The sequence below is a fragment of the Mesorhizobium sp. M7A.F.Ca.ET.027.02.1.1 genome, from assembly GCF_004022985.1.
In the GTDB taxonomy this organism is placed as follows: domain Bacteria; phylum Pseudomonadota; class Alphaproteobacteria; order Rhizobiales; family Rhizobiaceae; genus Mesorhizobium.
Map to the genome: position 1 here is coordinate 1 of NZ_RZOL01000211.1, position 10,369 is coordinate 10,369.

Consider the following 10,369-nt stretch of genomic DNA (forward strand, 5'->3'; position numbering starts at 1 on the left):
CCCCTGGGTCACGGCATGGATCCTAGGGTCTGCGCGCGTCGCTCCGCTCCTTGCTCCGCCCTAGGATGACGATGCGATGGCTAATCGCATAAGGCTTCGGTCAGCCCACGTGGCACCGTCGCTCGCCCATCAACCTTTCCTTAACCCTGCCGATTTGATCGCCCGGAATTCCGGGCGCGGGCGGATCGTGCCCGTTGACTTTGAAACAAAATTAGAACCAAATGCGAACATATCAACAACAGGAGAGAGTTATGACCGATCTGGTTCAGGATGTCATCTCACTGGTTTGCATGAGCACGTTCCTTGTTTCCATGGCGATCTGGATCGGAGCCATGTGATTTGGCGGCGTTCGCCGCCGCGGGTCCTATGCGGTCGACGGCCGTTCCGCCGTTAAGCTTTTCTTGCCGCCGTAACGTTAGGGTACCTCGGCAAGACAGGGAGCAATGTCCAGGTGTCGCCCATCGTCACGGCCATTCTGGTGGCCAGCAATCTCGGGCTGATCTTTCTGTTGATGACCGTGCCGCTTGGTTTGCGCACGGTCCGTCTGACCCGTCTGGTGGCGATGGACCGTCAGCGCCTCTGGCAGGCGCTGTGGCCGCTCGGCAGCGATGCCGGCTGGTCCGGTGAGATCCTTTCCGCCGAGGCGCCGGACGGCGAGGGCGTGGCCCGCATGACGCTGTCGTGGGAAGGTCGCGACGGCAAGCCGATCGAACGCAGGTCGCGGTTTGATGACGTCGTCGAAGGTATCAGCTTCTCGATGCGTGTCATCGAGGACACCGCGCTCGACGCTTCGTTCTGGAAGGACTTTTCCGAAACCGCTGAACTCGTCTCCGAAGGCACCAGCACGCGGGTGACGCTCAGCCAGACGGATCGCTATCGCGGCGTCGCCTTCCTGGTGTTCCGCTATTTCGCCCTGCGCCGCGAACTCTCCAAGCTGCAGCGCTGGGCGCGGACCGGGGAGTATCGCAAGGGCGGTTGGTTCGAGCATCCGTTGAGCCAGGTCGGCTTTGCCGGGCTTTCGGCGCTGATCCTGTGGCCATTCTTCGGCCTTCACTTCGGCGGCCTGGCACTGGCCGCGATCCTCACATCGGTGGTCGCCCTGCATGAGCTTGGCCATATGGCGGCGTTCCGGCTTATGGGCCACAACCGGGCACGGATGATCTTCATTCCGCTGCTCGGCGGCATCGCCATTGGCGGGCGGCCCTATGACAGCCGTTTCGAGGTCGCCTTCGTGGCGCTGATGGGCGCCGGCTTCTCCGCATTCCTGGTGCCGGTTGTGATCGCTGCCAGCACCTTTGCCGGCGCGGAAGGCCACCGGCTGGCTGCGGCCCTGCTGGCGACCCTGGCGGGCTTCGCCGCACTGTTCAACATCGCCAATCTGGTGCCGGTGTGGAAATTCGACGGCGGCCAGGTGCTGCGCCAGATCTGTCCGGGACCAGTCGGGCTGGCGCTGGCTTCCTTCTTCCTGCTCTCGGCTTTCCTGGCTGTCGGTTGGCAGGCCGGCTTTTCCTCCAACTTCCTGCTCGCGACGGGAGCGGTGTTTTCGATCCTCAGCCTGCTGACGATGAGCAGCGGGGTCAAGCCGCGTTACGAGCTGAAGCCGATCCGCACCATCGACCGGCTCGCCATGGCGGCGGCGTTGCTGGCAGTGTTCGCCATCCATGGCTATGGCGTATTGTGGGCCTCCGCCCAACTGATTTGAGCCGTACCGGGTCCGGAAGAATCAGCCGGCCTTGCGCTCGGCTTCGACAGGCAAGACCGTGGCGGGACCGAACACATCCTCGAAGGCGGATTTCAGCGCCAGGTCAAGATCGGCCATGGTCAGGGGAAGGCCGAGATCGACGAGGCTGGTGACGCCGTGGTCCTGCACGCCGCAAGGCACGATGCCGCTGAAATGGTCGAGGTCGGGCTCGACATTGATGGCGATGCCATGAAAACTCACCCAGCGCCGCAGCCGGATGCCTATGGCCGCGATCTTATCCTCCGCCAGCGAGCCGTCCGGCAGGGCAGGGCGATCCGGCCGCACCACCCAGACGCCGACCCGGTCCTCGCGGCGTTCGCCCTGCACGTTGAAGGCGGCGAGCGTGCCGATGATCCACTGTTCGAGCGCCGCGACGAAGGCGCGGACATCCTCGCGCCGCCGCTTCAGGTCAAGCATGACATAAGCGACCCGCTGGCCCGGCCCATGATAGGTGTATTCGCCGCCGCGGCCGGCTGCAAACACCGGGAAGCGGCTGGCGTCGATCAGATCCTCGCCGCGAGCGCTGGTGCCGGCCGTGTAGAGCGGCGGGTGTTCGACCAGCCAGACCATTTCGCCGGCAGCGCCGCTGCGGATCGCCTCGGCGCGCGCCTCCATGAAGGCAAGTGCTTCGGGATAGGCGGTAAGGCCGGGCTCGATCAGCCATTCGACCGGTGCTGAACAGGGGAGCGGCAGGAACGACGTGGCGATCTGGCTGCGTTCGGGCATGGCGTATCGTCTTTTCGCTTATGCATGTCGCGTCCCAAAACCGCCTCGCACCTTTGGGTGACATCAACTTGCCTTCCATATGGCGATATCAGGCGCAAACGTCCAGTTCCGGCGCTGCGTTCGGACCCTGTGGAGCATTATGCCAATCGCCTGACATTATTGCTTGCCGTGCACTTGTTTCGCCGGAAACGATTTGCTACACGCCGCGAGCCGGTCGGTTCCGGCTCTACCACGTGCGGTCGTGGCGGAATTGGTAGACGCGCAGCGTTGAGGTCGCTGTGGGGCAACCCGTGGAAGTTCGAGTCTTCTCGACCGCACCAGAATTTTACGTCTGTTTTCATACCTAGCACATTGATTTTATTACATAAATTCAATATTCGATTTTGCCGGACTTGCGCAAGCGCACCGTTTTGTGCCACTAATCGCGCCACATACCAAGCCCCGACAGGCTTTTTGTAGGTGCGTGCATGGGTCGAAATCGAACCCGGATTGATCCCGACAGATACCTGACCATCCGGCAGGGCAACTATCACTACAAGCGCCGCGTGCCGGTAACGATCGCGCATCTCGATGAACGTGCGCCGCATGTGCGCTGCTCGCTCAAGACCGACGATCGCGGCTTGGCGCGAAGCAAGCGCGACCTCCTCGAGGCAGCCGACGACGCGCTGTGGGCGTCGCTGATCACCAAGGGCGTCACCGATCCCGCCCGCCGGCGCTACGAGGCCGCGGTCAAGCGCGTCGAAGCGCTCGACTTCACGTTCCATGGTTCGGCCTATTTCGAAGAGCCCGAAGCCTTCAACGATCTCATGGATCGCATCCGCTACGTGCTGGCGAACCCCGGCCAGGAAGACCGGATTGCCGACGCGCTGCTCGGCGCCGTCGAGGTGCCGGACACCAAGGTCAGTGATGCCTTCGACATCTACTGCAATGAGATCGTCGCCGACGAGCTGATCGGCAAAAGCCAGGTGCAGAAGGACCAGTGGAAAAAGGTCAAGCGGCGCGCCGTCAACAACTTCATCAAGTTCAATGGCGACATCGCGATGGAAGAGATCGGTATCGACCATGCAAAGAAGGTCTACCGCCACTGGCTTGGTCGCATCGCGCCGAAGGAAGGATCGGCGACAGCCGGCGCCTCGTCGGGCAACCGCGACCTCGGCAACATGCGCGTGCTCTACGAGGCCTATTTCAAATACCAGGGCGATGCGCGGCGCGACAATCCGTTCGAAGGCCTCGGCTTCTCGCTGAAGAAAAAGCGCTCGCGGCCGCCGATCCCGACCGAATGGATTCGCGACACGATGATGAAGCCGGGAAACCTTGCCACGCTCAACGAAGAGGCGAGGGGCATCCTTTTGATCCTGATCGAAACCGGCGCCCGGCCGAGCGAGATCTGCAACCTTGAGCCGCACGCCATCCGGCTCACCAACAAGGTGCCGCATCTGTCGATCGAGCCGCGCGAGGATCCGGCCAATCCGCGCGAGATCAAGACGGAATCGTCGCGGCGACTGGTGCCGCTGGTCGGCGTCGCGCTTGCCGCGGCGGAGCGGCACAAGGCCGGCTTTCCGCGCTACCGCAACCGCGAGAACGAGCTGTCGGCGACGCTCAACCATTTCTTGCGGGCCAACGGGTTGCTTCCGAGCAAGGCGCACACCGTCTATTCGTTCCGGCATTCGTTCGAGGATCGGATGAAGGAAGGCGGCATCGACGACGAGCTGCGGCGGCTGTTGATGGGCCATGCGGTCGATCGCCCCAAATACGGTTCCGGCGGCTCGCTGGACTGGCGCCGGCGAGAGCTTATGAAGATTGTGCTGCCGTTCGATCAATCGATCGTGTGAGCCTGGCCTGTGCCGCGGCGAGAATGACGTGTTTCTCGACGCGCTTGTCGCGTTCGCGCTCCAGCACCCGCCAGATCGGCAGGTAAAGGTCGGCCCTTGAGCCAAGCTTCTCCATGCGCCTGGCGACGAGATCAAGGCCGGCCTCGATCTCGTCCAGCGTCACTGGTTTTCTCTTGGCGGAGCGCGACGACATGGGCTTTACGCGACCTCGACCGGCTTGCCGTCGACCAGGCGATAGAACGTGTCTGGCTTGATTCCATCCCGGCCGGCGATGCCGGCCCATGCATGCAGGATCTTGCCACTGGTCGAGCGTTCGACCAGGAACAGCGCGCAACCATCCTTGCCGCGTGCCTTGCCTTCAAAGCCCGATGCGGTGGCAGCGCCCTGCGTGCCCGATGCGGTGGCAGCGCCCTGCGTGCCCGATGCGGTGGCAGCGCCCTGGCGTCCCGATGCGGTGGCAGCGCCCTGCGTGCCCGATGCGGTGGCAGCGCCCTGATAACCTGATGCGGTGGCAGCGCCCTGCGTGCCCGATGCGGTGGCAGCGCCCTGCGTGCCCGATGCGGTGGCAGCGCCCCAGTCGCCCGATGCGGTGGCAGCGCCCTGCGTGCCCGATGCGGTGGCAGCGCTCCACCATCCCGATGCGGTGGCAGCGCCCTGCGTGCCCGATGCGGTGGCAGCGCCCTGCGTGCCCGATGCGGTGGCAGCGCCCTGATAACCAGATGCGGTGGCAGCGCCCTGCGTGCCCGATGCGGTGGCAGCGCCCTGATAACCAGATGCGGTGGCAGCGCCCCAGTCGCCCGATGCGGTGGCAGCGCCCCGGTCCTTTGTTGCCTTGACACCTTCGCCGTCGCCGGTGGCGAAGGAACCGCTGATCCATTTGGCGCGGTCGAAGACGTATTTCACCGCGGCGGCGATCAGTTCCGGCAGTTCGATCCGCATGGTCACCGTGATCTCGGCGGAAGCCACCTTGGTATCGGTCGATCCTGCTTGCCGTGCGAACGGGCCGCGCTGCTCGGTCACCGCATAGACGCTGGTCGCTGGACCGTAGTGTCCGAGCACGCCAAGCGGATGCTCGCAGGCATGAAACCCGTTCTCGCAAGCGATGATCTTGCCGCTGATCGCGTAAGGCTTGCCGATCTCATAGTGGAAGTCCCGGCACGTCATGTCGGGATTGAAGCCCTTGTAAGTGACGATCGGCGCCTCGACCTGGTCGGCGGATTCGCTGGTGGCGGCTTTCTTGGCGCGCGGCATGGTCATCCCTTCGGGTTGGAGCGGTTGGCGATTTCGAGCAGCACGTCGGCGTGGCAGGGCGCGCCGGGCTTGCACCAGCAGGCGAGGTTCTTGCCGGTCAGTTCGCTGACGTTGTCGGCGACGAACTGGCGAGTCCGCTCAAGCGCCTCGATGGTCGGATCTGAACCGACGCGCAGCAGGCCGGCAAGCAACGCCTTGTAGAGGTCGACGCAATAGGCGGCGTCGCCATGCTTGCCGACGATGAACGGATTGCCCCATGGGCCGGGGCGCGCGACGGTCACGGTGTTTTCCGGCATGCGGCAGCCCTTGGCGCGTGATAGCTGGATGCGCTGGGGAAGCGTCACAGCAGCCTCCCTTGCGGTCGCGCCGGGCGAGAGCAATCCTGGCAGGTGTGCTGCCATTCGCCGGTGACCTTGGCGAAGACGAAGCCTTCGCGGCGGGCGTCGGACACCATCACGTCGAACTCGTCGGCCAGATAGGTGCGCGTCTGGCTAGCGCCGCATTCGCAGACGATCTGCTGCAGGCCGGCATGCTTCTCGATCGCCATTATGCCCAACCCTTCAAATCGTCGGCGTCGTCAAGAACGGCGTCGATCATCTTCTCGTCGCTCACAGTCTCGACGATGAGACGAGCCAGTCGGTTCGGGTGCATGTTTCGTTTTGCCGCGTGAGGCCCTAAGGCGTTGAGCACGTCGATCGGAAACAGCACCGTGCGGCACAGTTCTTCGAGAGGTCGAGGCGCGCGCTTTGCGCGGCCGGCCGAATGCTCGAGCGCCGAGACGGTTGTTGTCTTTATCCCGATGCGCGCCGCGATCTCCGCCGTCGAGACACCCTGCCTGCGAAGCGCCAGCACGGCATCTGTCCGGCTCGGGTAGCCAAGTGTTTCTATTCGAACGCCCATCAGCGCAGCTCCGGCATGCCGTTGTGTTCGACGCCGTCGAGCATGCGGCCGGCGGCTTTCTTGCCGACCTTGAACATGTGCATCGCGTGGTTGCCGGTGGTGAAGGCGTGAGTGGCGCGCTTCGATAGGTTCCTCGACCATTGATCGAGATCGAAGCGCTCGCCGTCGGCATGCATGATGCACTGACCTATGCGGCAGCGGCGGATCGCCTCGGGGTCGCGTTCCGGCGGCGGGTCGAAGTACCTGTCGCTCTGCCCGTCATCCATGGCGCAGATCGGCACCCACTCTCCCCACTGCTTGAAGAAGAACGGCACATCGGCGGCGGCGCACTGGTCGCGGATCGAGCGCGCCCATGCGGGATGCATCGGGCGCGCATCTGGGCCGCTCTCACCGCCGACGATGATCCAGTCGAGGCGAAGTGCGTGTTCAAACGGAGATTCCTCTTCCGTCCGGTGTCCGTCGACGAACCAGGTGCCGCGCAGCGCATCGATGTTGGGGAAGCCCCATCGCTGCTTGTCGACCGGTGGCCGCAGGCGCGTGAAATCGATCGGCCCCAGCAGCGGTTCGGCGGAGACGAAGCGGATGGCCGCCGGCGTTGCCAGCAGCTCGGGAATGCGCTCGTCGGCCTCCTGCTGGCGCTCGGCGGAGACGCCGAGCCAGACGTTGGCAAGCGGCCATGTCCAGGTCATGGCCTTGGCGTTGCCGTCCTCGGTCCAGAGATCGTCGTTGTCGGTGTCGACCAGGCCGAGCTTTTCGAGGAACGGCTCGCAGGCCGCACGCACCTGGTCCTCGCGCGTTTCGCCGGTCGCCTCGGCCGGGATGTCGATGGCATCGCCGCCCGGCCATGCCAGGCGATGCGCCGGCGCTGGCTGCCAGCGTTCGAGCATGTACTCCCGCATCCTCGTTGCGCGCTTGGTCAACACCTGGAAGGTGTGCTGCGGCGCCAGCGCCATGATGGCGAAGACCTTGTCGATCCACTCGTCGGGCACGTCCTCGTGGAAGAGGTCGCCCATGGAGTTGACGAAGATTTTTCGCGGGGTGCGCCAGGTCAGCGGCTCCATCAGGATGTGTTCGGGCGCCATGGCCAGCTTGCCGGTCCAGACGGTGTTGCCGTTCACCTTCTTGGTGGTGCCGGCATAGTGCTTCGCGCCGCCCATCGCCTCGATGCGGCCGGCCATCCGCATGGCGTAGCAATGCGTGCAGCCGGGCGAGAGGATGGAACAGCCGACGATTGGGTTCCACGTCGCGTCGGTCCATTCGATGGCGGATTTGTCAGCCACGGGCGTCGTCCTTCAACTTGAAGCCATGCTTGGATGTGCACGCGCCGCTCACGATCCGCGCTTCGGCTTCCGCCATCCGCTTCTCATGGTCGCCGCCGCGCTCCATCGCCTCGATGCGCTCAATGAGACCGGTGAAGTCGAAAGGCGTATGCGCAACTTCCTCCAGCGCGGCGATGCGGCTTTCAAAGCTGCGCATCGTTCCGTGCAAGGCGTCGTGGATTAGCTGCTCAATCTGCTTGCGCCGTTCCAGCGGGTCGATGCTTTCGCCGAGCAGCCGGTAGATTTCAGCGGCGACGGCCGGAGCGGAAATGCCCATCAGCGCATCCCCCAGATGATCAGCCCGGCGCCAATAGCCACCACGGCGGCGATGGAGACGGCGAGGATGCGGCGCGCCAGGCGGCCGTCGCTCCGGTCGGAGCAGTCCTCGCCGCACATGCATTCGGGCCAGAGCTGGCAGACGATGTGCGGCTTGCCGCCCGGCTCGCAGATGCGGTCGTAACCCTTGGCCACATGGTCGAGCGGCGCGCTCATGACGGCAGGCACCAGACCGTGACGAACACCCAGGCGAAGACGAGCGACGTCGTCAGGGCGATGTCGATGCGCAGGTCCCGCGAAATGAAATGGCAGGCGCGATCGAGCATCGCGTCGGCGCCGTCCAGTTCGGCCAGGATCTGCGATGGCTTCTGGCCGGCATAAAGCTGGCGGGAAATCCACGCTTCCATCTCGGGCGACTGGCCGGCCACCGCGATCAGACGTTCGGCGACGTTCTTCATGGCCGTCAGCTCTGCTGGCGGACGGCGCGCGACTTGGCGAGGTCGCAGGCGTCCGGCGCGTATTGGTCGATCTCGGCGCGGGTGAAGTCGGTGTGTTCGGCCAGCACGTCCTTGGTGACGGCAGTGCCGTTCATGCCGAGTTCGAGCACGCGATCGGCCATGCGCTCGACGATGCTTTGGTTGATGACGGGGGAATTCGACAGCGTGCCGATGGGCGGTTGCTGGTAGGTGATCATGCTGGCCTCCGTTCGCCAATGTTGCGTGGAGGCGGATATTCGCGATATTCGCAAAAAGCGTCAAGTCCGAAAATCGCGATAATCGCGAATTTTTATGCAGAGCTTTGTGAAGGGCGCGAACGCAATGGTTAGCGGCGGCGCCGTTTTCCTGCTGCGCGGCCCCAAATTGCGATGGCTTTGGTCAGCAACGAGACCATCTCTTTCTGGTCGGTCTCATCCATATCGGCCAACAACGGCCGCAGCATTTCGGCCAGACGCAGGGCTGGGTCCGGTTCGAGGCTACGCTCAAGTCTTTCGGTGATCTCGCGGTTCAAGCTGTTGCGCCCTTTCACCGCCTGCAATTGCTCCCTTAACGCGGGCGGCAGGCGAAGATGGAAGCTCGGCGGTTCGGGCTGTGACATGACAGCCTTATCGCCGAAACTCGGCGGCACCGAAATCGTTCCAGTTTCAATGAGAAAGTGCAAAAAGTGGTACCACTTTTCCCCACTAATCACACGGCATTGTTACAGGTTGAGATATCCCGTTAACGCATACCAAAGATTGGTGCTATGCAATTAGGCATGGAACCTGTGTTGACAGGCCGCAAGGAAATAGTTCCTAATTCGTGGACCGCGCCGGGGTGGTGAGAATGATCCAGTACATGTCGCGTCAAAAGACGCGGAGCGAGGAAATCCTTGAGAGATTGCTGGCAATGGCTTCTGGCCAGCCAAACGATCCGGCAGGCCGGATCGAACGCGACGCCGCGTCAATCGCGAACGCTATGGCGTCGATTCACGGTGGACGGTGGCAGGTTCTGATTGACCATCAGGCTGGTTACGTGACGGTTCTTCGGCACTGACCCGCCGCAACTGCTGAATCATCGAGAGCAGTGTCTCGACATTGGTTGGGCTCAGCCCTTCGATGCGCTCGAGCATATTCTGTATTTCGGCTGCGTCGCGAATCGGCCCGGCTGGTGCGCCTGCGTCGTTGAAGAACTGACGTATCCGTTCGAACTCGTGCGCCTGGATCGCGCGCGTCTCCTTGCCGGGATCGGTGTTGGTCATGCGCGTCACCGCGTCGGGCTTCACGCCAAGGAACTTGGCCAGCTGACCCTTGGTGCCATGCGGACGGCGGGCAAGCTCGTGCTGCAGGTAGATGCGAAGTTCGTATTGCGGATCACTCATGACACGATATTCGCGATTGCCGCGAATTTTCCTATCGCGAACTTCGCGAAAATAGCTTGACATAAAATCGCGATAATCGCAAATATCGCGATTATGAGCGAAGCACATCTTGATCCGGCCAAATCAATCATCGCCAAGATCGGCATCGATAACGTTGCCCGGGTCACCGGCAAACACGTCTCGCGGGTGTATCGCTGGATGTCGCCAAAAGAGCGCGGTGGCACTGGCGGGCTCATCCCCCAGGCGGCCCAGCCGGTGATCCTGCAGTTTGCCGTCGAGAATGGCATCGACCTTTCGCCTGCCGATTTCTTTCCGGTTGCGGAGAAGGCGGCATGAAACAGCGCCTCGCCAATCCCGTCATCGCCGACCGTGGCGCCCGCCTTGCCGGCATCGGCATCCCACGGCGCGAGTTGCGGCCCGACATTTTCGGGGTTGCCGCATGAAACAGCGCCTCTCCTACAACCCTT

At 63.4% G+C, this 10,369-nt stretch carries 16 protein-coding genes and 1 tRNA gene; 4 read left to right on the top strand and 13 right to left on the bottom strand.

Annotated features, from left to right (window positions below; genetic code table 11):
* The first annotated feature begins 451 nt into the window (after positions 1-451).
* Complete coding sequence (locus EN749_RS21550) at positions 452-1,702, top strand: site-2 protease family protein (RefSeq protein WP_128289020.1); 1,251 nt, start codon at positions 452-454, stop codon at positions 1,700-1,702.
* Between the two features lie 21 nt (positions 1,703-1,723).
* Here the strand turns inward: EN749_RS21550 and lipB are convergent, their stop codons facing one another.
* On the bottom strand, positions 1,724-2,467 hold the full coding sequence (lipB, locus tag EN749_RS21555; protein WP_128289019.1) for a lipoyl(octanoyl) transferase LipB: 744 nt from the start codon (positions 2,465-2,467) through the stop codon (positions 1,724-1,726).
* A gap of 235 nt (positions 2,468-2,702) precedes the next feature.
* Between lipB and EN749_RS21560 the strand changes: the two genes are divergently transcribed.
* A tRNA-Leu gene (locus EN749_RS21560) sits at positions 2,703-2,787 on the top strand.
* A 147-nt stretch (positions 2,788-2,934) separates the two neighbouring features.
* On the top strand, positions 2,935-4,299 hold the full coding sequence (locus EN749_RS21565) for a tyrosine-type recombinase/integrase (RefSeq protein ID WP_128363915.1): 1,365 nt from the start codon (positions 2,935-2,937) through the stop codon (positions 4,297-4,299).
* Here EN749_RS21565 and EN749_RS21570 read toward each other — a convergent pair.
* The 12 genes from EN749_RS21570 to EN749_RS21625 all read right to left on the bottom strand — a co-directional run bounded on the left by EN749_RS21570 (position 4,259) and on the right by EN749_RS21625 (position 9,965).
* The gene (locus tag EN749_RS21570; protein WP_128363916.1) at positions 4,259-4,492 is read right to left on the bottom strand and encodes a hypothetical protein; all 234 of its coding nucleotides are present in this window, start codon (positions 4,490-4,492) and stop codon (positions 4,259-4,261) included. The genes EN749_RS21565 and EN749_RS21570 overlap by 41 nt on opposite strands.
* A 5-nt stretch (positions 4,493-4,497) precedes the next feature.
* On the bottom strand, positions 4,498-5,550 hold the full coding sequence (locus EN749_RS21575) for a hypothetical protein (RefSeq protein WP_128363917.1): 1,053 nt from the start codon (positions 5,548-5,550) through the stop codon (positions 4,498-4,500).
* Between the two features lie 2 nt (positions 5,551-5,552).
* Positions 5,553-5,894 carry a DUF4326 domain-containing protein gene (locus tag EN749_RS21580; RefSeq protein WP_128363918.1) on the bottom strand — a complete coding sequence of 114 codons (342 nt, stop codon included), beginning with the start codon at positions 5,892-5,894 and terminating at the stop codon, positions 5,553-5,555.
* A complete protein-coding gene (locus tag EN749_RS21585) occupies positions 5,891-6,097 on the bottom strand; it encodes a hypothetical protein (RefSeq protein WP_128363919.1) in 207 nt (68 codons plus the stop codon). The genes EN749_RS21580 and EN749_RS21585 overlap by 4 nt, the downstream gene beginning before the upstream one ends.
* Positions 6,097-6,450, bottom strand: coding sequence for a hypothetical protein (locus tag EN749_RS21590; RefSeq protein WP_128363920.1), 354 nt, complete (start codon positions 6,448-6,450; stop codon positions 6,097-6,099). The genes EN749_RS21585 and EN749_RS21590 overlap by 1 nt, the downstream gene beginning before the upstream one ends.
* Positions 6,450-7,730, bottom strand: a complete 1,281-nt coding sequence (locus EN749_RS21595) for a phage Gp37/Gp68 family protein (RefSeq protein ID WP_128363921.1) — start codon at positions 7,728-7,730, stop codon at positions 6,450-6,452. Before EN749_RS21595 ends, EN749_RS21590 begins: the two co-directional genes overlap by 1 nt.
* Complete coding sequence (locus tag EN749_RS21600; protein WP_128363922.1) at positions 7,723-8,046, bottom strand: hypothetical protein; 324 nt, start codon at positions 8,044-8,046, stop codon at positions 7,723-7,725. Before EN749_RS21600 ends, EN749_RS21595 begins: the two co-directional genes overlap by 8 nt.
* Positions 8,046-8,261, bottom strand: coding sequence for a hypothetical protein (locus EN749_RS21605; protein ID WP_128363923.1), 216 nt, complete (start codon positions 8,259-8,261; stop codon positions 8,046-8,048). The genes EN749_RS21600 and EN749_RS21605 overlap by 1 nt, the downstream gene beginning before the upstream one ends.
* Positions 8,258-8,503 (bottom strand): hypothetical protein, encoded by a 246-nt coding sequence (locus EN749_RS21610; RefSeq protein WP_128363924.1) that lies wholly within the window; start codon positions 8,501-8,503, stop codon positions 8,258-8,260. The genes EN749_RS21605 and EN749_RS21610 overlap by 4 nt, the downstream gene beginning before the upstream one ends.
* Positions 8,504-8,508: 5 nt before the next feature.
* Positions 8,509-8,739: a hypothetical protein gene (locus EN749_RS21615; protein WP_128363925.1), complete on the bottom strand. Its 231-nt coding sequence runs from the start codon at positions 8,737-8,739 to the stop codon at positions 8,509-8,511.
* A gap of 128 nt (positions 8,740-8,867) precedes the next feature.
* On the bottom strand, positions 8,868-9,203 hold the full coding sequence (locus EN749_RS21620) for an Arc family DNA-binding protein (RefSeq protein ID WP_128363926.1): 336 nt from the start codon (positions 9,201-9,203) through the stop codon (positions 8,868-8,870).
* Between the two features lie 294 nt (positions 9,204-9,497).
* Complete coding sequence (locus EN749_RS21625; RefSeq protein ID WP_145990966.1) at positions 9,498-9,965, bottom strand: hypothetical protein; 468 nt, start codon at positions 9,963-9,965, stop codon at positions 9,498-9,500.
* Between the two features lie 30 nt (positions 9,966-9,995).
* Here EN749_RS21625 and EN749_RS21630 point away from each other — a divergent pair, with 30 nt between their 5' ends.
* On the top strand, positions 9,996-10,238 hold the full coding sequence (locus EN749_RS21630; protein WP_128363928.1) for a hypothetical protein: 243 nt from the start codon (positions 9,996-9,998) through the stop codon (positions 10,236-10,238).
* The last annotated feature ends 131 nt before the right edge of the window (positions 10,239-10,369 follow it).

Excerpts from the sequence above, each read along its gene's own strand:
- lipB (WP_128289019.1), bottom strand. The coding sequence starts at position 2,467 with ATGCCCGAACGCAGCCAGATCGCCACGTCGTTCCTGCCGCTCCCCTGT.
- EN749_RS21565 (WP_128363915.1), top strand. The coding sequence starts at position 2,935 with ATGGGTCGAAATCGAACCCGGATTGATCCCGACAGATACCTGACCATC.
- EN749_RS21570 (WP_128363916.1), bottom strand. The coding sequence starts at position 4,492 with ATGTCGTCGCGCTCCGCCAAGAGAAAACCAGTGACGCTGGACGAGATC.
- EN749_RS21575 (WP_128363917.1), bottom strand. The coding sequence starts at position 5,550 with ATGCCGCGCGCCAAGAAAGCCGCCACCAGCGAATCCGCCGACCAGGTC.
- EN749_RS21585 (WP_128363919.1), bottom strand. The coding sequence starts at position 6,097 with ATGGCGATCGAGAAGCATGCCGGCCTGCAGCAGATCGTCTGCGAATGC.
- EN749_RS21590 (WP_128363920.1), bottom strand. The coding sequence starts at position 6,450 with ATGGGCGTTCGAATAGAAACACTTGGCTACCCGAGCCGGACAGATGCC.
- EN749_RS21600 (WP_128363922.1), bottom strand. The coding sequence starts at position 8,046 with ATGGGCATTTCCGCTCCGGCCGTCGCCGCTGAAATCTACCGGCTGCTC.
- EN749_RS21605 (WP_128363923.1), bottom strand. The coding sequence starts at position 8,261 with ATGAGCGCGCCGCTCGACCATGTGGCCAAGGGTTACGACCGCATCTGC.
- EN749_RS21610 (WP_128363924.1), bottom strand. The coding sequence starts at position 8,503 with ATGAAGAACGTCGCCGAACGTCTGATCGCGGTGGCCGGCCAGTCGCCC.
- EN749_RS21615 (WP_128363925.1), bottom strand. The coding sequence starts at position 8,739 with ATGATCACCTACCAGCAACCGCCCATCGGCACGCTGTCGAATTCCCCC.
- EN749_RS21625 (WP_145990966.1), bottom strand. The coding sequence starts at position 9,965 with ATGTCAAGCTATTTTCGCGAAGTTCGCGATAGGAAAATTCGCGGCAAT.
- EN749_RS21630 (WP_128363928.1), top strand. The coding sequence starts at position 9,996 with ATGAGCGAAGCACATCTTGATCCGGCCAAATCAATCATCGCCAAGATC.